A 25,225-nucleotide genomic window follows, 5' to 3' on the forward strand; every position below is an offset into this window, starting at 1 on the left:
GGACCGGCCGCCCGCGCCAGGTGGATCAACCCCAGTCGGTGTCCAGCTGCTGGAGCACCTGCTTGACGGTCATCTGACCGGTCAGGATGCCCTGCACCCCGTTGCCGAGGTCGGTGTAGATCTTGGCGTTCGGCCATTCGGTCGGAGCGTATCCGCGGGTGTCGTTCTTCGCCATCTCGTCCTTGATGCCCGCGTACTGCGGCAGCAGGGTGGAGGACGCGCTCACGTTCACCGGGATGGTGCCGACCGACTTCGAGTAGGCCTCCTGGCCCTTGTCCGAGACGATGTACTTCAGGAAGTCCGACGCGAGGGTCGGGCTCTTCGTCTTGGCGCTGGCCGTGACGCCCTGGTCCGAGCTGAGCGACAGGTACGTCTTGGTGCCCTTCGGCGCGCCGACCGGGAGGGCGACGAGCTTCACGTGACCGCCGGCGGCCTGCATGATCTGCTGGGCCGCGGCGCTCGGGGCGAAGAAGCCGAGGATCTTGCCGGAGGAGGCGCCGTTGGTCAGGGCGTCGAAGCCGGCGCTGGTCGCGCCGTCCTGGAAGCAGCCCGCGTCGTACATCTTCTTGATGGACTCGAGCGCGGTGGTCCAGCCCTTGGTGCCGGCGAAGGTCACCTTGTTCTTGGCGCGGTCGGCGTTCCAGTTCTTGTTCGGGCCGTAGACGGTGGAGGTGGCCAGGGCGACCGCGAGGATGCCGTTGTTGGCGAAGGTCGATCCGGCCAGGCCGTAGATGGTCTTGCCGGCCGCCCTGGCCTTGCCGCACTGGGCGATGATGTCGTCGAGGCTGGTGTTCGCGTCGATGTTCACGCCGACCGACTTGGCCAGCTCGTCGTTGTAGATCACGCCGTTGAGCTGCGTGCCGAGCGGGACGCCGTACGTCTTGCCGTTGTACGTCCACAGGCTCTTGGCCGAGTCCGGGATCTTCGAGGTGATCCCGGGGTCGGTGAGCGGGAGCACGAGACCGGACTTGGCGAACGGGATCACCGAGTCGGCCTGACCGGTGCCGCCCTCGGCGTAGAACGTGTCGGGCGCGTTGCCGCCCTGCACTCGGGTGCCCATCGTCGCCGCGTAGCTCTCGGTCGGGAGGTTCTGGGTGGTGACCGTCACGCCCTTGTTCTGGCTCTCGAACGACTTGGCGATGCCGTCGTAGGCCGCCTTGTCCTGGTCGTTGGTCGCGCCGTAGGCGAAGGTGATGGTCTGCGGCTCCTTGCCGGACGACGCCCCCGTGCTGGAGCACCCGGCGAGCAGGAGTCCGGTGGCGACGGGGACGGCGAGCCAGGCGAGCCGAACTCGTCGGCTCCCTCGTGATTGCGTCATGGGTTGACCTCTTCTGAGACTTCGTTGTCGGGTGAGGCTTTCGGCTGTGTCGTCGGCCTCGGGGGCGTTTTCGAGTCTCGCAGCGCTATAGCAGATAAACAACGGTAGTTCTGCTTATCCCAGACATAAGCTCGGTCGATACGCGATCGAGACGGGCGACGCGGTCCCGCCCGAAGTCCGCGTGGTTATAGTGAGATCGCCCGGATCCGCGTAGGAAAGGATCACATCGTCGTGACCGATTACCCGTTGATGTCGCGCCTCGACCTCAACCTGCTGATCGCGCTGGACGCCCTCCTGACCGAGCGGAGCGTGACCCGTGCCGCCGAGCGGCTGCGGCTCAGCCAGCCCGCCCTCAGCGCCTCGCTCGCCCGGCTGCGGATCCACTTCAACGACCCCATCCTCGCCCGTCGCGGCAACACGTACGAACTCACCCCGCTGGCCCTGCGGCTCGCCGACCACACCACGATCGCCCTGGACGCCGCCCGCCGCGTCTTCGAGAGCCAGGCGACCTGGGACCCGTCCGAGTCGGTTCGCCAGTTCTCCATCTACGGCTCCGACTACGGCTTCACCACCATCGGCCGGGTCGTCTCCGAGCTCGCCGCCGCGCAGGCGCCCGGCGTGCACTTCCGGTTCATGCTGCACAACCCGACGGTGGTCGAGGACGCCACGAACCGGCTGCGTTCGGTGGACGGCATGGTCATCCCGCACGGCTTCCTCACCGAGCTGCCGTTCGTGGACCTCTGGCAGGACGACTGGGTCGCGATCGTGGCCGAAGGCAACGACGAGGTCGGCGACGCCCTGTCCCGCGAGGAGATGTCGAAGCTCCCCTGGGTGATGAACTACCAGTCCCGGTCGGCCTTCACGTCGGCGGAGCGACAGGTGCAGCAACTCGGGGTGGAGCCGAATGTGGAGGTCGTGGTCGAGAGCTTCCTCGCCATCCCGCACTTCATCGCGGGCACCCGCCGGGTCGGCATCATCCACTCGGCCCTCGTCCCCCTCGCGAAGCGCGCGGCCGCCGTCCGCACCGTCGGCCTCCCGTTCGAGCCGACCCCGATCGTGAACGCACTGTGGTGGCATCCGGTGCACAGCCACGACCCGGAGCACACCTGGATGCGGTCGCTGTTCGAGGAGGCCGGGCGCATCGTGGGGGCGGGCGACAACAGCTGAGGCGGAGGGGCACGGTCACCAGCGGTTGGCGATCCAGCCCGCGATGGCGTCGAGGGTGCGCGCCGCTCCCGGATGCGACGGCTCGTTGATGTGGGCGTGGTCGGCGTCCGGCTCGACGTGGAGCGTCGCGTCGCGCCCCGCGTTCGCCAGCCGCGCGGCGAACGCCTCACCGGACGGCCGGAGCCCGTCCTGTTCGCACACGACCACGAGCGTCGGCGGGAAGCCGCCGACCGAGCCGAGGCCGGGGAACGCGTGCGGATCGTGCAGCCGCGCCTCCGAACCCGCGAAGTTGAGCGAGAGCTGCGCGGCCGGCGAAGTCGGATCGGGCACGGCGCCGGGATGGCTGCCGTCCGGGTCGAGCGCCGGATAGACCAGCACGAGCCCGGCGGGCAGCGCCGCGCCCGAGTCGCGCAGCCGCGCGACCGCCCCGGCCGCGAGGTTGCCTCCCGCGCTCGCGCCGCCGAGCAGCAGGGTCCCCGACTCGACGCCCAGCAGCTCCGCACTGTTCGCCCGGGCGTACCGCCACGCGGCGAGCACGTCGTCCGAGGGCGCCGGGAAGTGCACGTCGCCGAGGCACTTCACGTAGTCGACCGCGAGCACCGGGATGCCCCGGGCTGCGAGCTCCAGCGCCACCCAGTTGGACTCCGGCATGTCGAGGTACCCGCCGATGAAGGCGCCACCGTGCACCCACACCAGCGCAGCGCCGGCGTGCGGCACGGTGTCGTCGCGGTAGAGGCGGGCCGGCTGCGGGCCGCTCGGCGCCGTCACGACGAGGTCGCGCGTCCGCACGTGGGCGAGGCGCGGGAACCGCCGCTTCAGCGACGCGGTGTCGATGTCGGTTCGCGGGTCGGCGGGCTCGCCGTGCGCGCGCAGCCAGGCGAGCGCCTCCGGCAGCGGCAGGGTGCGGAGGTCGGGCTCGGTGTCCGTCACGCGCACCCCTTACCCGGCCGCCGGCGCCAGCGCCCGCATGCTCGACCGGATGAGGTCGTGCTGTTTGCGGACGAGCAGCAGCGGGTCGACCTCCCCCAGCTCGGCGAACGCGTGGCCCTCCCACTCGCTCGACCAGTAGCCGCGGTAGCCGCCCTCCACGAACACCTTCACCAGCTCCGGGTAGTCGATCGCCGGCTCCTGGCCGTGTTCGTCGATGTCGTAGAACTTGGCGTGCACGTGCAGGATCTGCGGCATGATGTCCGACCACTCGTGCGGGTCGACGTGGCCGTGCATGTTGAAGGCGAGGTGGGCGAACGAGCCCAGCCGTCCCGGGTCGAAGCTGCGGCTGTTCAGGTAGCCGATGAACTCCTGCTGGCGGTCGCGCATGGAGGCGTCGGTCGCCCAGATCTCCTGGAGGCGCCGCACTTCCTCGTCGCCGAGCCCGGCCCGCCGCACGGCGCGCAGCAGCGTGGGCGACATGGCGTGCATGGTGGAGGAGAAGTCGGCGACGAAGCCGAGCAGCGGCGAGTCCAGCTCGGCGTAGACGTCGCGCACCCTCACGATCTCCGGGGAGTTCGGTCCCATCGGCGCGTGGATCTCGTACGCCAACTTCAGGTCGAGCTCTTCCGCGACCGGCAGCAGGCGGCGCAGCAGGTCCGGCTTCGCCGACTGGATGCGCACGAGCGGGAAGCCGAGCTTCTTGGCGCCGCGGAACAGCAGGTCGCTGAACTCGAACTCCTCGTCCGGCGTCATGTCGCGGTCGCGGCGCCGGCCCATGTCGAGGTTCGCCCCGAACGAGCTGGCGTCGAAGCCATGGCGGTCGAAGGCCTCCCGCCAGGTCGCGACGAACGCGTCCGAGACCGCCGGGTAGGTCGGCAGCACCTGGGAGGCCACGATCTCGATGCCGGGGCCGATCCCCAGCTCCGCCACCCGGTCGAGCAGCCCGTCGAAGTCGAACCAGCCGGCGCGGAACTCGGCGCTCGCGGAGTACAGCGTGAGCCCGAGCTGGAAGGGGTCGGCGTCGGTGGCCTCCGGCGCGCGCGGCACGTCGGTGACGAGTGCGGGCGGCTCGGCGTCGTGGTCGGTCGCGGTGAGCGTCAGCCGCTGGTGGACGACGTTGGGCACGTAGACGCCCGGGCCGCCGTCCTGGCCCGGCGCGATCTGCATGTACGGCAGGCGCAGCTCGCCGTGCAGCTCGACCTCGTGCGTCTCGCCGAGGGCGACGGCCGCCTCGCGCCGCACGATCAGCAGCGGGTGCGACTGCAGGTACCAGAGCACGTCGCTCTGCTGCGGCAGGTCGGCGATCGCGTAGCGCACGCCGTCCAGCTCGAACGTCAGGTCCTCCTCCGGCACCTCCGCACCGTCGAGCGTCAGCCGGAGCGTGCTGACCGACGAGAGCCACAGGCTGCGGTACCAGGGGATGGTGAGGGCGAGCGCGAGGCCTTCGGGGTGGATGCGCAGGCTCGCGTCGTCGATGAGTCCGTTGGGCATGGTCAGTTCCTGTCTGCGAGCGCCGGGTCGGCGGCGGCCGCGCGTTCGGCGGCGATGGTACGGAGGAGGGCGTGCTGGCGGCGGAGCTGGTCGGGCGCGCGATAGGGCTCGTGGTGGCCCTCGTACTCGCTGGACAGCCAGCCGCTGTAGCCGGAGTCCACGACCACGTCGAGGATCTCCCGCCAGGGGATGTAGTGGTCGACCAGGTCGTCGTCCACCTCGTAGAACTTGGCCTGGAAGTACACCGTGTGCTCCATCACATCGGCCAGGTCGGAGACCGGAACGAACGGCACCACCGGCGGCCGGGCCGTGCCGTCGCCCATCCGGAAGGACGCGCTCCCGCCCCGGCGCGGGTACGGCGACAGCTCGAACACGCCGGTGTCGATGAGGAGGCCGAAGTGCTCCGAGCCGGTGCGCTCCTTGAAGGCGATGTACTCCTCCACGACGGGCGATTTGATGATGGTCGGCCAGTGGATCTCCGGGCAGATCACGATGTCGAGGTCGGCGGCGAGTTGGAGGTTGCGCTCCACGGCCTCCTGCCAGATCGGGTCGACCCGCAGGTCCTCGGAGATGACGCCGATCTTCGGGCGCACGAACGAGAAGCCGAGGGTGGAGGCGAGGCGGAGGTCGAGTTCGAGCTGCGCCGCGCCTTCCTGGACCGTCATGCCGCGGCCCGGGAAGCGCCGGGTGTCGAGCCACGAGCCGTACAGCGTCGGCGTGAGCCCGAGCCGCTCGTTGCGGGCGAACCAGGCGTCGATCCAGGCGGTGGACGGGTTCGGGTAGTCCTCGACGTGGCCCTCGCCGAGGATCTCGAGGCCGGTCGCGCCGAGGTCGGCGACGTCCTCGATGCACTCCTCGACGGTCATGGTCACGCCGATGTCGTCGGTGTACGAGTACAGCGAGACGCCGAGGCCGAAGGGCAGATCGTCGGTGGTCACAGCACGATCACCGCCTTCCGCGACGCGGTCCAGATCGAGGGCTGCAGTTCCTCCGGGATGTACGACATCCGCAGCCGGAGTTCGAGGGCGACGTCGTGGATGCCACGGGCGAGCCCGCCCGCGCGCGGGACGGTCAGCACCGCGGCGTGGCCGAGCGGCCAGCGGGCGTCGGGCGACTCCTGCAGCTCGGCGAACGAGAACTCCGCCACACTGTCGTGGCCGGTCGGCAGCGTCCAGCGGATGTCGTCGCCGCCGAACCGCTCGCCGTCGACGGTCACCGTCGGCTTCTCGATGAGGTTCGCCCAGAGCCCGCGGTAGTAGGGGCTGCGGACGCGGAGCTGGAATCCGGTGCGCGCACCCTCCGGCCCGACGTTGCGGAAGCCGGAGGTCTGTATCAACTGTTCTTCGAGCATTCGATCCTCGTTTCGGTGGTGCTGGGTCCGGTCAGTTCCGCGCCGCCTCCGCGGACGCCTCCGCGGTGAGCCGCGCTGCGGCCTCCCGTGCGCCGCGGACGGCGATGGCGACGCTCATCAGGGTGGGATTCATGGTCGTGGCGGTGGGGATCAGCGCGTTGCCGCCGACGACGAGGTTCTGGTAGCCCCACACCCGGGAGTACGGGTCGGCCACCGAGGTGCCGTCGTCCTCCGCGCCCATCCGCATGGTGCCCTGGTAGTGGAGGCTGGACCCGTTCGGCAGCAGGCGCGGCTCCGCGATGAACGTGCCCAGCGCGTTCCCGGCGCGGCGCAGGCGTTCGGTCGCATCCGCGATCTCGGCCTGCTCGCCGTCGGTGAGGGCGTAGTCGATCGTCAGGTTCGGGAAACCGCGGTAGTCGGGCTCGGCGTCGTCGAAGGTCACGGCGTCCTCGAACCGCGGCTGCTTGCGCATCCCGTAGCCCATGTTCACGTAGCCCCAGCGGTTGCCCGCGGCCGGGTGCTCGGGGTCGAGCTGGAACGGCGGGTTCTCCGCGTACATCACCTGCAGCGAGAACGGGTGGCCGGGTTCGGAGAACGGGATGCGGTTCACGGCGGCGACCGGGTCGGCCGGGTTGAGCGCGCGGCGGGCGAGCTCGCGGTCGAGGTCCTCCTCCGTCGCATACCGGGCCATGCCGGCGGGGTCGAGGGCGACGGTCGAGATCACGACCGGGTGCTCGGTCAGGTAGTGCCCGAGCGCGCGCGGGCGGATGCCGGACGCCCAGAGCAGTTGCGGCGAGCGGAAGGCGTCGGCCGCCACGACGACGAGGTCGGCCTCCACCGTGTAGACCTCGTGGCTGCGCAGGTCTTCCACGGTGACGCCGGTGACGCGGCCGCCCTCATGGTCGACGCGACGGACGAGCGAGAGGTCGCGCAGCTCGAACCGGTCGGCCAGGCCGCTCTCCGGGTCGAGCAGCGGGCCGAGCACGACGTCGGCTCCGGCCCAGCGCATCGTCCCGTCCGGCTGCGGGTCGCCCGAGACCGGGAGCGTGCTCGGGCCGTAGCCCTCCGGCAGCTCGTCGCCGAACTCCTCCGCCAGCAGCGAGCGGATCGCCGCGCCGATCTCCGAGTCGGCGAAGGCGGCGGTCTGCACGTGCAGCAGCCGGGCGGCCTCCGCGATCAGCTCCTCCCACTCCGCGTCGGGGATGAACGGGATGCGCTCGCTGAACGACGGGCTCGGCGTCGCGCACGTCCAGTGCGCGCCCATGCCGCCGACGTTGGTGGAGGCCGCCGCGGCCGGGAAGCTCGGCGTGTGCGCCGAGCCCTCGCCGCCGAAGTCGAGCAGGTGCGTCCCGCCGCGCGCGGTGAACATGCCCTCCACGACCACGGACGACGGGATGCCGAGCGACGCGCGGAAAGCTCCGGCCTGGGGCCCCTGCGACAGCTCGCGGGCGCGCTCCTTCTCCAGCGGGTCCGGGATGTTGCGCACGTTCTCGCCCGCGACCGCGGTGAGCTGCGGGCCGGCCTCGAACATGACGACGCGGGCGTCCGGGACGGTTTCGAGCAGCAGCCGCGCGTACGCGGAGCCGATCGGGCCGCTGCCGACGACGGCGATGGTGGGGACGGTGTTCGTCGGGGAGGGGGTCATGGTGCTCTCCTGCGGTCTCTCAGGTGGTTCCGGCGGGGATGGACTCGGTCGCGGCGCCGCGCAGCGCGCCGGGGTCGTCGGACAGTCGGCGGTTCGGCAGCAGGATCGACGCGACCACTCCGAGGAGGTAGGTCGCGGCGAGCGCCACGAAGATCGGGACGAAGACGCTGTGGTAGACCCGGGCGATCCCCTGCTGGAGGCCGGGGCTGTGCGCGTGGGCGATGGCGGGTGTCAGGGTCGCGGCGTCGAGCCCGGCCGGCAGCATCGCGGCCACGCCGGCGCCGATGAGGCCGCCGATCAACGCCGTCGCGACCGTCGCGCCGACCTGGCGCACGAGGTTCACGCTCGCCGTGATCGAGCCGGTCTCCGCGCGCGGCACCGCGCTCTGCACGACCGCGACGATGAGGCTCATGAAGGAGCCCGTCCCGAGGCCGACGACCGCCATCGCGAGGGTGGGCGCCCAGAGCGGCGCACCGGCCGGCAGCAGCGCCATCGCGCCGAGGCCGGCCGCGCCGAGCGCCGTGCCGGCCAGCGGGTACACCCGGTAGTGGCCGGTGCGGCTGACCATCCAGCCGGATGCGAGGTTGCTCACCAGCATCCCGAACACCGTCGCGATCGGCACCAGCCCGGAGACCGTCGCGCTCGTCCGGTACGCCATCTGGAAGTAGGTGGGCAGGTAGGAGGTGATCGAGAACAGCCCGATGCCGACGATGGCCGAGATGACGGTGCCCGCGGCGACCGTGCGGTCGGCGAAGTGGGAGAGGTCCACGAGCGGTTCGGCGGCCCGGAGCTCGACGACGAAGAACACGGCGAGCGCGACGGCAGCGACGACGAAGGCGATGAACGCCGACGTCGCCTGCGCCGGATCGCCCACCCAGGTGACGGCGAGCACGAGCGCCACCAGCCCGACGGTGAGCGCGATCGACCCGGCGATGTCGAAGCCTCCCCGCCGCACAGGCTCGAGGTGCGGGATGGCGACGATCGCGAGGGCGAGCGCGGTGATGCCGACCGGGGCGTTGATCCAGAACACCCACGGCCAGCCCCAGGTGTCGGTGATGATGCCGCCGAGCACCGGTCCGATGAGGATCGCGATCGGGAAGGCGGCCCCGATGATCGCCATGAATTTCGGCCGCTGTCGCGGGGTCGTGGTCTCCGCGATGATCGTCTGCGACATGAGCTGGAGGCCGGCCGAGCTCATCCCCTGGACGACGCGGGCGACGATCAGCCAGACGATGCCGTTCGCGAAGCCGCACGCCACCGACGCGAGGACGAACACGGTCACCGAGCCGAGGAAGACCGCGCGCGGCCCGATCCGGTCGCCGAGCTTGCCGAGGATCGGCAGCAGGACCGTGCTGGCGAGCGTGTAGCCGACGACGATCCAGCTCATGTGCTCGAGCGCCCCGAGCTGACCGGCGACCGTCGCGATCGCGGTGCTCACGACGGTGTTGTCGAGCGCCCCGAGGAAGGACACGGCGAGGAGGGAGGTGACGAGGAGGCGGAACCTCAGTGGCGAGAGCGGCATACGCGAGACCCGAACGATCGGGTGATCGACGCGACGGTTTGTGCCCTCGCCCGCAGCTTTACGGGGAGGAACGGGCGCGAGGCCCCGACGTCATGGTTAGTCTAAGACAAACTTACGTCTCTTTTCAACCTAAGAACGGAGCTGCGATTCGTGCCGACCGGTCCGGACCGGTCGCGCCTCAGGGCGTGGCGGTCGGGACCGGCGTCGGCGTCGGCGTCGGCGTGTCCGTCGGCTGAGGCGCCGGCGTGCCCGTCGGCGCGGGTGCCGGTGCCGGGGCGGGCACGGGGTTCACGGTCGGGCCGGGGGTGCTCCCCGGCGCGTCCGAGCCGGTGGGCACGGGCACCGGAACCGGCGTCGGCAGGGAGGTCGCCCCACCGCTCGGGACGTGAACGGCGGCCGGATCGTGCGCGACGATGTCCTTCAGCTCCTGCTCGAACACGAGCAGTTGCGATTGCACCTGGTCCAGCCCGAGCCCCTGGAGGTTGTGCGAGAAGGCCATGATCTTCGCCCAGAGCGCGGCGATCTTGCTCATCGTCGCGGCGTCGGGCTGGCTTCCCACGGTGAGCACGAGCTGGTTCGCCAGGGCGGCGGTCACGCAATCGATACACCCGTAGTTCGCGGCCACCGACAGGTTCTGCGGGACCACCACGTGCGTCTCCCCGACGATCATCACCACCTGGAAGGCCACGGCGACGGTCGTGCAGCCGGAGCAGTGCGCGAAGGCGTACGCCGAGTTGGTGTTCAGGGCCGACTGGCCGCCGGTCACCCAGACCAGCGCGAAGGCCACGTCGTACAGGGTTGAGCCGTTGGTCGTGTTCACCGCCAGAGCCTGGTTGTCGCCGGGCCGCGGCGGGGTGGGCTTGTTGAACGGGAAGACCCAGGACGGCGACCGGCCGTCGCGCGGGACCAGGACCATCGCGAGCTGCGGGTGGTCGGCGGTCGGTTTCGCGCCGCCGCCCGGCCAGATCGTCTGCACGGCGCCCGTCGACCCGGCGGAGAGCTGCCCGGACGGGAGGCCGGATTGGAACGTGGCGGGTGCGAGGATGTCGCTCAGCGTTCCGCGCTCGTAGGGCTGGATGGGCCGGTAGGACTGCGGCGCCGGCCACCAGGCGAAGGCGAGGCCGCCGACCATCGCCAGCACCAGCGCGGCCGCGACGCCGCGGCGCACCGGCCGCCCGCGCGTGCCCGTCCAGAGCTTCACGAGGCCGGTCCGGGCGAGCCGGAACAGGATGTAGAGGGTGCCGAGGATCGGCAGAGCCGTGGCGAGCATGAGCACGAGCTGCGCCGCCCCGGCCGCGACGTCGCCGCGGCCGAACTCCAGCGCGAGCGCGTGGCCGCGCTCCGTCAGGGCGGCCCACGCGGTGCCGATCACCCGGGGAAGCGTGAGCACCATCGCCACCAGCGAGAACAGCAGCATCGGGACGACGACGAGCACCCAGACGCTGACGACCGCGCGGGCCCACGGCCGAAGCGTCCGCGACTCCGGAAGCCGCCAGCGCCAGGGCAGAAGGCCGAGCAGGGTCGGGCCGATGCGCTGGAAGAGGTCCGGCACACCGGTCAGATCCGCCAGGACGTGGTAGCCGTCGAACCGCACGGTCGGAAGGAGCTGGTGGACCATCTGGAGGAGCTGGGTGAGCACCACGAGCAGCAGCGCATCCCAGCGCGTCGCGAACCAGACGCCCACGATGGCGACGGCGACGATCGCGTTGAAGTACAGGCCGCCGAGGTCGGTGCGGACGCGGCCGACGCGGCCGAGCCGGTACGAGTCGGTGACGTCGGTGAAGAACGCCGGCCAGAACAGGTACAGACCCATCCCCATCCGGCCGGGCGTCGCGCCGCCGTAGCGTGCCGCGGCGGCGTGGCCGAACTCGTGGAAGCCGGCCGAGAGCACGGTGACGGCGACGATCAGCAGGAGGACCCCGGGGTCCTGGAACGCGTGGTACGTCGCCGCTGCCAGCCCCTGCACCATCAGCAGCCACCAGCACGCCGCCACGAACAGGCAGATCACGGGCACGACGACGAGCGGATGGAACAGTCGCGCGAACGGCGCAGTCAGGCGCCGGGTGCGGTCGGGATCGGTGATCTCCTTCCGCAGCCGCAGGCCGAGCAGGGGTGACGACCGCTTGACCTCCGGCTCGCCGCCGTCCGCCCGGGTGAGGAGGCCCAGCGGGCGCAGCGAGGAGTCGACCAGCTGCGCGACATCCTCCGGCCGGATGGCCCGGCCGATGCGCTCGCTGACGCGATCCGCGATCGCACCGATGTCACGCGTGCCGTCCACCTCGTCGAGGATCGCGAAGAGCAGCGGCGTGAGCTGCAGCACCTGACCGTCGCCGCGGCGGGCGAGCGAGGGCGGCTCGCGGTACCCCGACCCGCGCATGGCGCCGATGAGCTGGACGCCCTGGGCGCGCGCCAGCACCTCGGTGGAGCGGTCGGCGGTCGCCGGCGCAGCAGGAGTGTCCTGCTGCGCCGGCCCGTCGTGTTCGGCCGTCGGCTTCGATGCGATCGTCACGACAGTGCGTTACGGCTGCGTCGGAGACTGTCCGATGTTCGACTGCTGCCCCGCGGTGGCATCCGCCGAGCCGGTGATGTTCTGGTCGATCGCGGCGTCCTGGTGCGAGACGGCGGCCGCCTGGCTGTCGATCGAGCCGATGTTCGCCGACACGCTCGCGTCGATCGGAGCCGCGACGTTCGCGTTCGCGGCGACCGCACCGTTGATCGGGGCGGCGATGTGGGCGTCGGCGGCCGCGTTGATGTTCACGTTGAGAAGGTTGCCGTCGGTGATCGAGCCAGGCGTCGCGGCCGGGGTCGGCGTCGGCGTCGCCGTGTCGGCCGACGGAGCCATGTTGCTCACCTGGTGCGAGTTGGCGACCGCGTCCGCGGCGATGCCCTGGTGGATGCCGGCGCTCTGGTCGGCGCCCGCGACGGCCGTCGAGCCGGCGGACAGCACGTTGGCGCCGGCCGATGCCTCGATGGGTGCCGCGACGTTGGCGTTGGCCGCCACGCCCAGGTCGACCGGGGCGACCAGGCCGAGCCCGAGGTTCAGGTCGGCGTTCAGGTCGAGGATGGAGGCCACCTCCTTGTCGGGAAGGGGCGTCGCTGCTTCTGCTGCGAGCTCCTCCGCGGAGAGCGGCTGCGGGTCGGACGTCAGGTCGTCGTTCATGGGGGGCTCCGTCTCCGGCGCGGTTCGCGCCAATCGGTGTAGACGGTACGTCGGCACCCGGTCGGCAGGAAGACCGTTGGCCTCCAGCAATGACCGTGGTATGCGCTGGCCCACGCGTGATCGCGTGCGACGGCCCCGGCATCCACTGGACACCGGGGCCGCCGTCACGCGCCAGGCGCGCAGGTCACCCTCTCACTTGAGCGCCGCGATGATCCCGTTCACGTCGGGCGTGCCCCAGCCGGTCGGGCGGTCCCAGCCCGTCGTCGCCGAGTAGCCGCCGCTGTACGTCGGGGTCGTGTTGGCGCCGACCGTCACGTCGTGGAGCAGGCCCTTCGACGCCCAGCTCTGCGCCTGCTGGCCGACGTTGCCGACCGTGTGGCCGACCGCCTGGATGGTGTCCGCCGTCAGGGCAGCCCACTGCGGCGAGCCCGCCGACGTGCCTCCGAAGAAGTAGAGGCCGTTGTTCGCGCCGCCCAGGAACCCGAGGTACGTGAGCACTCCGGTGTAGACGCTGGCGTTGTACGCCACGTCGGAGCCGCCCTTCGCCGTGAACAGGCTCGGCGCGCCGCCGGTCTCACCGACCACGCCGAAGGCGCAGGTCAGCGGGCAGTTCGCGTAGTCGCCCCAGACCGTCTCGCGCGGCTGGTTCAGCCCGCTGCCCACCCACAGGTTGGTGCCGCCGACCGAGGTCACGTTCGGGTCGGAGGCCGGGAACGCGTAGTTCGCGAAGCCGGCGCCGTTGTCTGAGCCGGTGTCGCCGGAGGAGGCGAAGAGCGACATCCCTTGCGCCGCACCCGCGGCGAACGCCTTCGCGCCCTGGCTGCTCTGGCCGTTATTGGCGTTCGGCGACGCGATCAGGTTGTCGGCGTTGCCGAAACTCATCGAGAGCACGTTGCCGAGCTTGTTGTCCACGGCGTACTTGATCGCGTTGTCGATCGTCGCCCCACGGTCGTTCGCCGCCACCACGAGCGCGATGTTCGCGCCCGGCGCCACCGCGTGCGCCCACTGGACGTCGAGGGAGGTCTCCTCCGCCCAGCCCGTCTGCGTCTTCTTGCCGGTCCAGGTCGGCTTGCCGCCCGGGTAGTAGACCGTCAGGTTCGGCGTCGGGAGCCCGAACGCGCCGGAGAAGGTCGCGAGGTCCGACTGGACCGTCGGGCTGCCGAACGCGTCGACGATGACCACGGTCTGCCCGGTGCCCGCGGGGACGCCGTTGATCGTGGCCGGGATGTCGTACGCGGCCCGGATGCTGCTCGGGGTCTGGCAGGCGACCCGACCGGCGGTCTGCGCCAGGCACTGGGCCGGCGTCAGAGAGGGTGTGACGGCGCTGGTGGAGAGTCCGGCCTTCTCGACGATCGGGTGGACGCTGTAGACGCCGCTGGTGTCGGGGGTTGCGGCACTGGGTGTGGCCGCGGACGCCGGTGCCGTCACTGCCACCGCGAGCGCTGCGGCTCCGGCGATAGCGAGGCTGAGTGAGACGAACGACGAACGTTTCATGGTGCTCCCTTGTCCCGCCGCCGCTCCGTCGCGACGGCCCGAGTGAAAACCTATTCCCCACCCCGCACTCAGGGATAGAACGGGCTGTCTGAGGGTTCTTTCAGAAGCCGTCTTTGAGAATCGAAGGAAGGAGCACCGTCAGCGGTTGCACTCCCCCGCCCCACTGTCGGAGTAGTTCAGCGCCGACGCCGGCTGGCCCGCACCCGCGAGCGCAGGCGCGTAAGAGTACGAGTAGCCGTGCTGCTTGAGCGTGAGCTTCAGCGTGCCGTAACCCTGGTCGAAGCCGGTGAGCACGTTCGCGTTGGCGTAGCTGCCGTCCGCGTTCTTCGCCAGGGTGTCGAGCGCCTCGCCGCCGGTGCCGACGATGAACTCCGGGATGCCGCGCTTCGGGTCGTACTGGCCGGCCGGGTTCATCGGCTTGAGGTGGGCGTAGGCGTGCTCGTGGCCGTTCAGCACCAGGGTGGCGTGGTCGGCGTAGAGCAGCTTCCACCAGGTGTCGGCGACCAGGCCCTCCTGGCCTCCCGCCCCCGGGTCCGAGGCGCCGACTGTGGCGGTGGAGGCCGTGGTCGCGCTGAACGTCGGCTGGTGCCAGTAGGCGATCGTGCACTGCTGCTGGTTGCTCTTCAGGTCGCTCGCCAGCCAGGTGGTCTCCTGGGCGAGGAGGCCGCCGTCGGTGGTCGAGCAGTCGTTGCCGAACGCCGGGGAGTTGCACTCGACGTTCAGCGAGACGATGTGCCAGTTGCCGAGGTTGTACGAGTACCAGCCCTGGTTCGCGGCGGTGTCGGCGCCGGCCTGGCCCGAGGTGTTCGGGGCGCCGGTCTGGTCGTGGCCGTTGAAGTAGGCGAAGTAGCCGTTGCCGTTCTGGCCGGGCTCGTTGTCGCCCTTCTTCGTGTACGAGTAGTACTCGTGGTTGCCGGGCGCAGGCTTCTCCAGGAACTTCAGGCCGCCCCAGGCCTGCTCGAAGGAGCCCTCGAAGTCGCTGAGCTTGCCCACCTGGTACTGCTCGTCGCCGAGGAGGGCCACGGCGTCCGGCTTCATCGCGTCCGCCTGCTTCGCGGTGGCGAACTCCGCGGCGTAGCCGCCGAGGCTCGGGCTGCCGCACTTGAGGCCGGCCGGGTTGGCCGCGTTGTCGCTGTCGTTCGGCTCGCACGCGATATCGCCCACGGCGGCGAGCGTGTATGTGTTGTCGTGCTTGGCTGCGCCGGCTGAGCCGTACGGCCAGCCGTCGTCGATGGCGGGCGCGGCGACGGCGGCGGCTGTGCCGAGGAACGTCGCGGCGACGACGCCGACGGCGATCAGAGAGAGCTTTCGGGTTCTGGAGCGCATCGAGATCCTCCTGTTATCGCCGAGTCGGCCCCCGGACAGGGGAGAGCCTCGAAGCACCGGGCATCCCCGCGGTGAACCGCCGCCGACCACTCGATGAACGCTTTCTGCGAACTCTCTCAGACAACCACTCGCGCGGCATCGGAACCCCCAGCGAGTCGGCTGGTCACTGCGCGACGCAACGGGGGTAGCGTGACCGGCGTGCACCAGAACCACGAGCATTCAGCGCAGAAGCTGGCTGAGCGGACTCCTCCGCCCGCCCGGCCCGACCACCGTCAACGGCTCGTGTTCGGGGCGGCGCTTGCCGCGCTCGGCGTCGTCTTCGGCGACATCGGAACGAGTCCGCTCTACGCGCTGAAAACGGTCTTCCTGCTCGACAACGGCGCGGTCCGCGCGCAGCAGGACGATGTCTTCGGGGTCATCTCGCTCATCTTCTGGAGCGTGACGATCATCGTCTCGATCAAGTACATCGGCATCCTGATGCGCGCCGACAACGATGGCGAGGGCGGCGTGATGGCCCTGGCCGCGCTGGCGCAGCGCCTCTATGCGAGCAACGCGGGCAAGGCCGGCACCCTCCTCGTGGTCGGCATCGTCGGCGTCTCCCTCTTCTATGGGGACTCGATCATCACCCCCGCGATCTCGGTGCTGTCCGCAGTGGAGGGCCTCCACGTCACCGTACCGGCGATCTCGCACCTGGTGATCCCGATCGCCGCCGTGATCCTGATCGCGCTGTTCGTGGTGCAGAAGTTCGGCACCGGGAGGGTCGGCGTGCTGTTCGGCCCGGTCATGGTGCTGTGGTTCGCCGTCATCGGTGTGGCCGGGCTCGCGATGGTCATCCAGTACCCGGCCGTGCTGCTCGGCCTCTCGCCGACCTACGCCATCGCCTTCCTGGTCAGCAAGCCGCTCGTCGCGTTCGTCGCGCTCGGCGCGGTGGTCCTCGTCATCACCGGCGCGGAGGCCCTCTACGCCGACATGGGCCACTTCGGGCGAGCGCCGATCAGCCGGGCGTGGTTCTTCCTGGTGTTCCCCGCGCTCACCCTCAACTATCTCGGCCAGGCCGCCCTGGTGCTGCACGATCCGGCGGCGCGGGCGAACCCGTTCTTCCTGCTCATCCCGGAGTGGGGCCGGCTCCCCGTCGTCATCCTGGCAACCGCGGCGACGGTGATCGCGAGCCAGGCGGTCATCTCGGGCGCGTACTCGCTCTCCCGCCAGGCCGTGCAGCTCGGCCTCCTGCCGCCGCTGACCGTCAAGCAGACCTCCCAGCACGAGGGCGGCCAGATCTACCTGCCGGCCGTCAACCTCCTGCTGTTCATCGGCGTCATGGCGGTCATGCTCTCGTTCGGCTCGTCCGACCGGCTGTCGACGGCGTACGGCATCTCGGTGACCGGCGCGCTGGTCGTGGACACGGTGCTGCTGCTGCTCGTGGCCCGGCCGCTCTGGCACTGGGCGCCGTGGAAGATCGTGCTCGCGGCCGTCGCCTTCGGCGGACTGGAGGTCAGCTTCCTGGCCGGCAACCTCTCCAAGATCATCAACGGCGGCTGGGTGCCGCTGCTGATCGCCGGCGTCGTCATCCTCGTGATGACGACCTGGCGGCGCGGACGTCAGCTCGTCCAGGCCGACCGGCTGAGGAAAGAGGGCTCAATGGCGGAGTTCATCGAGGAGATCCGCAAGAAGAACCTGCCGCGGGTGCCGGGCATCGCGATCTTCCCGCACCCGAACAAGGCCACGACCCCGCTGGCGCTGCGGGCCAACGTCAAGCACAACCACGTGCTCCACGAACACGTCATCATCGTGGGGGTGAGCACCGCGCAGGTGCCGCACGTGCCGCCGGCGGACGCCTTCGAGTACGACCCGCTCGGCTACGCCGACGACGGCGTCGAGTTCCTCCACATCACGTTCGGCTTCTCCGACGACCCCGACATCCCGCGCGCCCTCCGCGCCGCGGTCAGGGAGGGCGTCCTGCCGCTCGACTCCGCGAACTTCAAGCAGGCCTCGTACTTCATCTCACGCGGGGCGATCCGGATCACCCGGAAGGACAACATGGTGCCGTGGCGGCGCTCGCTGTTCATCGCGCTCGCCCACAACGCCGCCAACCCGGCAGCCCGGTTCGGGCTGCCGGCGCTGCGGACGGTCACGATGGGCAGCGACGTCGAGATCTGAGCGCGGCGCTCAGCTCGCCGCGGCCGCCCGGATCACCTCCGCGATCTCGGCGTGCCTCGGGATGAACGCCGTGTGCGACCCGTCGACGTGCGAGGTCGTCGCCTTCATCCGCTCGGCGTAGAACTCCTCCGCCTTCGGCGAGATGGCGTTGTCGTGGTCGGACACCACGAACCAGCTCGGGATGTTCTTCCAGCCGGCGGCGGTCGCGTTCTGGGTGAGCGAGGCGACGGCGAGCGGGCGCTGGGTGGCGTACATCACGGCCGCGGCCTCCTCCGAGGAGTCGCCGCAGAAGACCTCGCGGAAGCGCTCCTTCTTCACGTAGACCTCCGGTCCGCCGGGCGAGCCGACCGCGTCGTACGGGGTCGGCTGGTTCTCGGTCGCGAGCAGCGGCGCCGGGAACGGCTCCTGCGCGCTCACGCAGCTCTCGCCGGCGTCGAGGGCGAAGGCGGCCAGGTAGACGAGCGCCTCCACGTTGCTCAGGCCGGCCGACGCCTGCGAGATCACGGCGCCGCCGTAGGAGTGGCCGACGAGCACGACGGGCCCGTCGATCGCTCCGACGACACGGGCGAGGGTGTCCGAGTCGATGAGGAGGCTGCGGAGCGGGTTCGGCGGTGCGACCACCGTGTGGCCGGACGCCTCCAGGTCGCCGATCAGCCCGGCGAATCCGGACGCGTCGGCGAAGGCACCGTGAACGAGGACGATCGTGCGTTGTGCGGCCATTGCTCTTCCTTCGTGTCAGTGAGTGGGTCGGACGCCGCCATCCTGAAACCCCCTCACCGCACGCGGCAAGACCCGACCGCCGCTAGTCGACCTCGCCGGTCTCCGCGACCAGCTCCGTGCGGACGTCGTGCTCGACCAGCACGGGCACGAAGTCGCGGATCGGCGCGTCCTCGTACTGCTCGTAGCGCTCCTCGACCAACTGGTCGATCTCCTCCTTGGGAACCTCCGGGAATCGGTCGCTGAGCCGCTCGGCGGCGTGCTCGAGTGCCACGGCCTCGTCCTGCAGACCCGCACCCTGGGTGCGCTTGTCGTGTTCGCTCGTCATGCCGCGATTCTCCGCCCGGGAGCGGAAAAGGCAAGTGACCGTCTCTCGAACGGGCGGCCCACTAGGCCGCGAACACCGTCCGTCCCGCCACGATCGTCTCGACGACACGGGCCCGGAGCAGCGATGCGGGGCCCTCCGCGAACACGTCCGAGTCGAGGACGGCGAGGTCGGCCGCGTACCCCGGCGCGATCCGCCCGCGCCACTCGCCGTCACCCACCGAGGCCGCGGCGTCCCGGGTCGCGTGGGCGACCGCGCGCGCCAGCGGCAGCGCGTACTGCGGGTGCACCGCAGGGACGGACGGATCCAGCGCGGATGCGCGGGTGGAGGCCACGTAGAGGTTCGCGAGCGCCTGGTGCGGCGCCGTTGGCGAGTCGGTCGAGAACGCCAGCAGCGCGCCCGCCTCCTCGTACTCCGGCCACGGAAAGGCGCGGTCGATCCGCTCGTCGCCCAGCATCTCGGCCCAGTTCGCGAAGATCGCGGGGTCGGAGTGCACCGGCTGCATCGACGCCGTGACACCGAGACGCGCCATCCGCTCCGCCGTCCCCGGCGCCGCGTACTCGAGGTGCTCGATGCGGTGCCGGCGCGGACGGTCGCCGTTGGCCGCGACGGCCTTCTCCAGCGCGTCGAGCGCGAGCTGGCTCGCGTAGTCGCCGATCGCGTGCTGGGCGATCTGGAGGCCGGCCGCGTCCGCCGCCGCGACGACCGGCGCGAGCCGCTCCAGCGGCCAGATCGGGTCGGCGTTGCTCCCGTCCGCGTACGGCTGCCGCATCGCCGCGGTGCAGGCGTCGATCACGCCGTCCAGGATGAGCTTGATGCCGACCACGCGCAGCCACGGCGTCGCGGGCTCGGCGGCGAGTTGCGCGGCGCGCTCGACCTGCGCGAGGTTCGCCGCGTCGTCGCCGGTGTTCGTGATCAGCCAGTGCGCGGCGACCCGCAGCGGGAGCTCTCCGCCGCGCCGCTCCTGCGCGCGCTTCAGCGCGGCCAGGCCGAACTCGTCGAACGCCATGTCGACCACCCCGGCGACCCCGGTCGCGAGGTAGGCGTCGATCGTGCGCTCGACGTGCTCGTCGCGGTCGGCGTCGGTGGTGGCCTCGTCGCGCTGCGCCCAGGCGTACTGCGTCGCGGCCGTCTCCAGCAGGAGGCCGGTCGGCTCGCCGTCCGCGTCGCGCACGATCTCGCCGCCGATCGGATCGGGGGTGTCGCGCGTGATGCCGAGCTCCGCGAGCGCCGCGGTGTTCACCCAGCACGAGTGGTAGTCGTTGGCGTCCAGATACACGGGGATGTCCGGCAGGACCGCGTCGATCATCGCCGCGGTCGGCGCCCCGTCCGGGATCGCGTCGAACAGCCAGCCCCGCCCGCGAAGGACCGTCGCGTCGGGCTGGGCCGCGCGGGCCTCCACCAGCAGCCGCAGGATGCCGTCGAGGTCGCGCGCGCCAGTCAGGTAGACCTCGCCGAGCGCGGCTCCCATCATCAGCAGGTGGGTGTGGGCGTCGGTGATCCCGGGGAGAACGAGGCGGCCCTGGAGGTCGACCGTCCGGTCGGCGGTGGGAACGGCGGAGTCCTCCCCCACCCAGGTGATCGTGTCGCCGGTCACGGCGAATGCGTTCGCCCAGGCGGAGTCCGGGTCCGCGTCCGCGGTGAAGACGCGGCCGTTGCGGTACAGCGTGGTCAGGGTCTGGTCGGTCACAGCCGGCCCTCCTCTCCGAGCCGGGTGCGGCTCAACAGTGCGTAGATCACAGCGCTCACGGTCATCCCGACAGGAACCGACAGGTCGATATGGCCGATGGCGCCTGAGACGGCGCCCGTCCAGACGTCGGTCGACAGGCACAGCGCCGTCGCGATCCCGCCGAACACCAGCGCGGCGATGCCCGGGACGCTCCAGCCGCCGGTGTACCAGAACCGCCCTCCGCGCCGGTCGTCGAACAGGTCGAGGCCGTCGTAGACGTTACGGCGGCGGATCACATCGACCACGAAGATCGCCATTGCCGGTCCCGAGACCACGACCAGGAACTGCAGGAGCAGGTTGGCGGCCTCCAGCAGGCTGGACGACAGCACCAGGTAGATGGTCAGCGCCGTCCCGACGACGCCGACGATGATCGCGGCCGGGATGCGCTTGAGTTTGAACCCGATCGCCTGCAGCGACATGCTCGACGAGTAGGCGGTCATCGCGTTGAGCGCGATCGTGTTCACGATCACGCCGATGACCAGCAGCGGCCCCATCCAGCCCGGGAGCAGGTCGAACAGCGCGACGTCGATCCCGGCGTCGAAGGCGCCCGACTTCAGCCCGGTCGCCAGCAGGACGCCGACGATCGTGAACACCACGAACGGGAGGGCGCCGCCGAGCGCTGTCGCCGCGGCGATGTGCGACGCCTTGGTCGACCGCGGCAGGTAGCGGGCGAGGTCCGGGCTGTTGATGAACGACAGCGGCGAGGAGGCGAGGATCGTGAACCCGACGGTGATCGCCGACCAGAGCGCGATCCCGCTCAACGGGTGCGCGGCCGTGTAGCCCCAGTTCACCGTCGGCAGGATGAACAGCGAGACGCCCACGAAGATCACGAACAACAGCACCGCCATGACGGGGTAGATGCGCAGGATGAGCGCGTGCCCGAAGATCGCGACGGCGATCGTCACCGCGGAGACCACGATCGTCACGCCGATCGGCACCCAGACAGGGTCGCTCAGCCCGACCCTCCGCAGCAGGTCCGCGCCCATGAAGGAGGACGCCAGCCAGGTCAGCGCGAGGAAGACCGCGCCGATGAACCAGCCGACGAAGGCGACGAACAGCTTGTTGCCGATGATCCCGTACATGGCGCGGGTCACCACCGAGCCCGAGGTGCCGGAGGCCGGGCCGCTCGCCGCGATGATGCCCGGGAACACCCAGAGCAGCGCGGCGACCAGGATCACGAGGACGGCCTGCCAGATCTCCAGGCCGAGAAGGATCAGCGTCGCGCCGATCGTGAAGTTGAGGATGCTCACGCCCGGCGCCGCCCAGACCCAGAACAGGTCGCGGGCCCGGCCGTGCCGGTCGGCGTCGCCGATCACCTCGATCCCGCGGGTCTCGGGTTGGGTGGACACATCCACGAATTCTTCGGCGCCGATCCGTTCTCCGGTCATGGCGTTCCTCTCGACTCAGCTCCATTGCTATTGGTCATGTGCCCAATTGGCTATTGGTCAGTCATTCAATAGCATGGGAGACATGGAGTCAAGAGCGACGTCCGAGAAGGCACCCTCGCAGCCGGGAGCACAGCAGGCGGCCACGAGTCCCCGCTCGCGCAAACCCGCCGAGGAGCGCCGCGAGGAGATCCTCGGAGCAGCGGCCGAGATCGCGATCGAGGAGGGCCTGGAGCGGATCACCCTCCGCGCCGTCGCGGCCCGGCTCGGCGTGCGGCCCGGCCTGATCTCGCACTACTTCCCCGCCGCCGAGGACCTCGTGGACGAGGCCTTCGCGCGCGCGGCCACTATCGAGCGCGAGCGCTTCTTCCCGACCGAGGGCCCCCCACTGGAGCGGCTCGCGCACTTCGTGCAGCACATCGAGTCCGGGGCCTCCTGGCCGCTGGCCCGCTTGTGGCTGAACGCGCGCCACCTCTCGCGTTTCACGCCGTCCCTGGAGGCGACCCTCCAGGAGCAGGACGCCCTCGACCGCTCCCGGTTGCGCGCCATCGTGCAGGAAGGGATCGACGCCGGCGTGTTCGCCGAGGTCGACCCCGAGTGGGCGAGCATCCGCATCCTGATCGCCGTCGACGGAAGCGGCTCCTACGTCAACAGCACCGGCGACCTCAGCAACCCCGCGCAAGCACGCTTCGTCGCCGACGTCGTCGAATGGACGCTCGCCCTCTCCCCCGGCACCCTCACCCCCTGACCAGCCATCCGTTCCTCAGTTTCTCCCGCAACACGCCGGGTAAGAGCGGGAGAAAGTGAGGAAGCGATGGCTGCTGGCGGTCACCAGTCGTGCATGGAGCCGTCGAGGAGGCGGTTCACCGGGAGGTAGGCGGGCTGGTACGGGAAGGAGTCCGCGACGAGGTCGTCGTAGTCGACGCCGAGGCCGGGGGTCTCGCCGGGGATGAGCATGCCGTCCTCGAACGCGTAGGTGGGGCGGAAGACCTCGTGCGTGTCGGCACTGTGCTTCATGTACTCCTGGATGCCGAAGTTCGGGATGGCGACGCCCAGGTGCACCGCCGCCGCCAGACCGACCGGGGACACGTCGGTCGGGCCGTGCACACCGGACTTGATCTGATAGACGGCCGCGTAGTCGAAGATCCGCCGCAGGCCGGTGATCCCGCCGGCGTGGGTGACTGGAGAACGGACGTAGTCGATCAGCTGCTCCTCGAACAGCTCGCGGTAGTCCCAGATCGTGTTGAACACCTCGCCGATCGCCAGCGGCGTCGTGGTGTGCTCGCGGACCCGGCGCAGCACCGCCTGGTTCTCGGCCGGCGTGACGTCCTCCAGCCAGAACAGGTCGTACGGCTCCAGCGACTTGCCCAGCTTCGCCGCCTGGATCGGCGTCAACCGGTGGTGCGCGTCGTGCAGCAGCGGCAGCTCCGGCCCGAACTCGTTCCGCACCGCCTCGAAGACACCGGGAATGTGGCGCAGGTAGGCGCGGGTGTCCCACTGCTCCTCCACCGGAACGGCGCTGCGGCGCGCGGGCTCGTGGTCGTAGCGGGAGGTCGTGCCGCCGGCGCCGGCGCCCGCGTTCGCGGACGACGCCACGCCGTAGACCGACGACAGTCCGGGGATGCCGGTCTGGATGCGGATGGCGCGGTAGCCCTGCTCCAGGTGCGCGCGGATGGAGTCGAACAGCTCGGGCAGCTCGGCACCGGACGCGTGCCCATAGCAGAGCGTCCCGACCCGGCTCCTCCCGCCGAGGAGCTGGTAGAGCGGGAGCCCGGCCACCTTGGCCTTGATGTCCCACAGCGCGGTGTCCACGGCTGCGATGGAGGCCATGGTCACCGGCCCGCGCCGCCAGTACGCGCCGCGGTACAGGTACTGCCAGGTGTCCTCGATCGCGTGCGCGTCCCGGCCGATCAGCAACGGCACCACGTGCTCGCTCAGATAGGCGGCGACCGCGAGCTCCCGCCCGTTCAGGGTCGCGTCGCCGAGGCCGGTGTACCCGTCCTCGGTCGTGATCCGCAGGGTGACGAAGTTGCGGCCGGGGCTGGAGACCAGGACGTCCGCATCGGTGATTCTCATAGGTGTGCTCCTCGATGGAAAGATGCGGCTCTGGCGGCGTCCACCGCGGCCACGATGTCGGGATCGGCCGCCAGTCGCGGGTCGATCAGGGCGAGCAGGCGGGAGGTCGCGTCGGCGCTCGCGCGGGCCTCGGAGATCGCCGCGGACTCCGCGTCGACCAGCGCGCGACCGGAGCGGACGAGCGCGACCCAAGCCGCGAGCGCGTACACGCACGCGGAGCCGCTGCGGCCCGCCGCGCGCTCGGCGAGCAGGGTGCCCACGATGCGCACCCGCAGCTTCGCCACCGCCTCGGCGGCGATCTGCTCGAGGTTGTGCTCGATACGGGCGTTCGCGAACCGCTCGATCAGCGCGTCCCGGTAGCCGCGGAGGTCCAGGCCCTCGGCGGGCAGGTGCCGCACGGACTCGTTCCAGTACGCCTCCACCCTGGCACGCAGCGCCGGATCGGCAACCGCCTGGGCGACCGTGCGATACCCGCGGGAGAGGCCCGCGTACGCGAGCAGGCTGTGCGCTCCGTTCAGCAGGCGCAGCTTCCGCTGCTCGAACGGCTCGATGTCGGCCACGAACCGCGCGCCGGCGTCCTCCCAGGCGGGCCGGCCGGCCGGGAAGTCGCCGCACAGCACCCAGTCCGTGAACGGCTCGGTCACGACGACGGCGTGGTCGTCCCAGCCGGTGAGTCGTGCGGCGCCCCGGATGTCGTCCTCGGTGGTCCGCGGCGTGATCCGGTCGACCGACGTCGACACGAACGACACCGTGGCGGCGATCCAGTCCGCGGTCTCGTCGCTCACCTGGCGGGCGAGCCCGTCCAGGCCGCGCGCGACGAACCGGCCGTTGCCGGGGATGTTGTCGCACGGGACCACGGCGAGCGGGCCCGATCCCGCACGCCGGCGGGCTTCGAGGGCCAGCAGGAGCCGGCCGAGCGCGGTGACGGGTCCGTCGACCGTGCGGGCGAGGTCGTCGGCGGACGCGAACGCCTGCCGCAGGCGCTCGATGTCGGCTACCACCGCGCCGTCGTCGAGACGCGGGCGTCCGTCCGGCGTCAGCCGGTAGCCGGGCTCGGTGATGGTGAGCGTGACGACCGCAGTACGCGGGGCGCGGACGCGCGCCACGAGCCGGGCGAGGTCCGCCCCGTCCGAGGCCTCGGCGATGCTCCGCACGACCGAGACCTCGTCCTCGGCCGGCGAGCGAACCACCAGCGTGAAGAGCCCGTCCTGCGGCGCAAGCTCGAGCGCCGCGTCCGGGGTCCGGCCGGTGAACGCGGCGATGCCCCACTCGCCCGCCGGGTCGACCGCCGCGGTGTACCAGGCCTGGTGGGCACGGTGGAAGGCGCCGAGCCCGAGGTGCACGATGCGCACCTCCGGCTTCGGGCGCACCACCCCGTCCGCCCCGTCCAGCGCCGCGCGGGAGAGGCGGGTCAGCGTGCCAGAGTACATGC

At 70.9% G+C, this 25,225-nt stretch carries 20 protein-coding genes; 3 read left to right on the top strand and 17 right to left on the bottom strand.

The genetic code is table 11. From position 1 onward, the window contains the following. Positions 1-25: 25 nt before the first annotated feature. Positions 26-1,318, bottom strand: coding sequence for an ABC transporter substrate-binding protein (locus tag ABIA36_RS04650; protein WP_369961100.1), 1,293 nt, complete (start codon positions 1,316-1,318; stop codon positions 26-28). Between the two features lie 231 nt (positions 1,319-1,549). Between ABIA36_RS04650 and ABIA36_RS04655 the strand changes: the two genes are divergently transcribed. Next, entirely contained in the window at positions 1,550-2,485 is a 936-nt protein-coding gene (locus ABIA36_RS04655) for a LysR family transcriptional regulator (protein WP_369961101.1), read from the top strand. 15 nt (positions 2,486-2,500) lie between these two features. Here the strand turns inward: ABIA36_RS04655 and ABIA36_RS04660 are convergent, their stop codons facing one another. From ABIA36_RS04660 to ABIA36_RS04705, 10 genes are all read right to left on the bottom strand, one after another. Beyond that, a complete protein-coding gene (locus ABIA36_RS04660) occupies positions 2,501-3,415 on the bottom strand; it encodes an alpha/beta hydrolase (protein WP_369961102.1) in 915 nt (304 codons plus the stop codon). Between the two features lie 9 nt (positions 3,416-3,424). Beyond that, positions 3,425-4,906 (bottom strand): DUF6379 domain-containing protein, encoded by a 1,482-nt coding sequence (locus tag ABIA36_RS04665; RefSeq protein WP_369961103.1) that lies wholly within the window; start codon positions 4,904-4,906, stop codon positions 3,425-3,427. Between the two features lie 2 nt (positions 4,907-4,908). Beyond that, positions 4,909-5,844: a sugar phosphate isomerase/epimerase family protein gene (locus tag ABIA36_RS04670; protein ID WP_369961104.1), complete on the bottom strand. Its 936-nt coding sequence runs from the start codon at positions 5,842-5,844 to the stop codon at positions 4,909-4,911. Continuing rightward, positions 5,841-6,257 (bottom strand): DUF6379 domain-containing protein, encoded by a 417-nt coding sequence (locus tag ABIA36_RS04675; protein WP_369961105.1) that lies wholly within the window; start codon positions 6,255-6,257, stop codon positions 5,841-5,843. Before ABIA36_RS04675 ends, ABIA36_RS04670 begins: the two co-directional genes overlap by 4 nt. Before the next feature lie 31 nt (positions 6,258-6,288). Then, entirely contained in the window at positions 6,289-7,902 is a 1,614-nt protein-coding gene (locus ABIA36_RS04680; RefSeq protein ID WP_369961106.1) for a GMC oxidoreductase, read from the bottom strand. 19 nt (positions 7,903-7,921) lie between these two features. Continuing rightward, the gene (locus ABIA36_RS04685; RefSeq protein WP_369961107.1) at positions 7,922-9,424 is read right to left on the bottom strand and encodes an MFS transporter; all 1,503 of its coding nucleotides are present in this window, start codon (positions 9,422-9,424) and stop codon (positions 7,922-7,924) included. Positions 9,425-9,602: 178 nt separating this feature from the next. Then, a complete protein-coding gene (locus ABIA36_RS04690; protein ID WP_369961108.1) occupies positions 9,603-11,933 on the bottom strand; it encodes a hypothetical protein in 2,331 nt (776 codons plus the stop codon). A gap of 9 nt (positions 11,934-11,942) precedes the next feature. Continuing rightward, positions 11,943-12,584: a peptidoglycan-binding protein gene (locus ABIA36_RS04695; RefSeq protein ID WP_369961109.1), complete on the bottom strand. Its 642-nt coding sequence runs from the start codon at positions 12,582-12,584 to the stop codon at positions 11,943-11,945. 192 nt (positions 12,585-12,776) lie between these two features. Further along, the gene (locus ABIA36_RS04700) at positions 12,777-14,078 is read right to left on the bottom strand and encodes a hypothetical protein (RefSeq protein WP_369961110.1); all 1,302 of its coding nucleotides are present in this window, start codon (positions 14,076-14,078) and stop codon (positions 12,777-12,779) included. A gap of 138 nt (positions 14,079-14,216) precedes the next feature. Next, positions 14,217-15,404: a metallophosphoesterase gene (locus ABIA36_RS04705; protein WP_369961111.1), complete on the bottom strand. Its 1,188-nt coding sequence runs from the start codon at positions 15,402-15,404 to the stop codon at positions 14,217-14,219. A gap of 189 nt (positions 15,405-15,593) precedes the next feature. On the opposite strand from ABIA36_RS04705, the gene ABIA36_RS04710 reads away from it, so the two are divergent. Continuing rightward, positions 15,594-17,561, top strand: a complete 1,968-nt coding sequence (locus ABIA36_RS04710; RefSeq protein ID WP_369961112.1) for a potassium transporter Kup — start codon at positions 15,594-15,596, stop codon at positions 17,559-17,561. Between the two features lie 9 nt (positions 17,562-17,570). Here the strand turns inward: ABIA36_RS04710 and ABIA36_RS04715 are convergent, their stop codons facing one another. The 4 genes from ABIA36_RS04715 to ABIA36_RS04730 form a co-directional block, all read right to left on the bottom strand. Further along, positions 17,571-18,281: an alpha/beta fold hydrolase gene (locus tag ABIA36_RS04715; protein ID WP_369961113.1), complete on the bottom strand. Its 711-nt coding sequence runs from the start codon at positions 18,279-18,281 to the stop codon at positions 17,571-17,573. 82 nt (positions 18,282-18,363) lie between these two features. Then, positions 18,364-18,606, bottom strand: a complete 243-nt coding sequence (locus ABIA36_RS04720) for a three-helix bundle dimerization domain-containing protein (protein ID WP_369961114.1) — start codon at positions 18,604-18,606, stop codon at positions 18,364-18,366. Positions 18,607-18,667: 61 nt separating this feature from the next. Further along, a complete protein-coding gene (locus tag ABIA36_RS04725; RefSeq protein ID WP_369961115.1) occupies positions 18,668-20,293 on the bottom strand; it encodes an amidohydrolase in 1,626 nt (541 codons plus the stop codon). Further along, positions 20,290-21,720 carry a cytosine permease gene (locus ABIA36_RS04730; protein WP_369961116.1) on the bottom strand — a complete coding sequence of 477 codons (1,431 nt, stop codon included), beginning with the start codon at positions 21,718-21,720 and terminating at the stop codon, positions 20,290-20,292. Before ABIA36_RS04730 ends, ABIA36_RS04725 begins: the two co-directional genes overlap by 4 nt. 82 nt (positions 21,721-21,802) lie before the next feature. Between ABIA36_RS04730 and ABIA36_RS04735 the strand changes: the two genes are divergently transcribed. Next, positions 21,803-22,465, top strand: a complete 663-nt coding sequence (locus ABIA36_RS04735) for a TetR/AcrR family transcriptional regulator (protein WP_369961117.1) — start codon at positions 21,803-21,805, stop codon at positions 22,463-22,465. 80 nt (positions 22,466-22,545) lie between these two features. On the opposite strand, the gene manD is transcribed toward ABIA36_RS04735, so the two are convergent. Next, a complete protein-coding gene (gene manD / locus ABIA36_RS04740) occupies positions 22,546-23,793 on the bottom strand; it encodes a D-mannonate dehydratase ManD (protein WP_369961118.1) in 1,248 nt (415 codons plus the stop codon). Continuing rightward, positions 23,790-25,223 (bottom strand): mannitol dehydrogenase family protein, encoded by a 1,434-nt coding sequence (locus ABIA36_RS04745; RefSeq protein ID WP_369961119.1) that lies wholly within the window; start codon positions 25,221-25,223, stop codon positions 23,790-23,792. The genes manD and ABIA36_RS04745 overlap by 4 nt, the downstream gene beginning before the upstream one ends. Positions 25,224-25,225: the final 2 nt, after the last annotated feature.

The organism is Leifsonia sp. EB34, assembly GCF_041260585.1.
Taxonomy (GTDB): Bacteria; Actinomycetota; Actinomycetes; order Actinomycetales; family Microbacteriaceae; genus Leifsonia.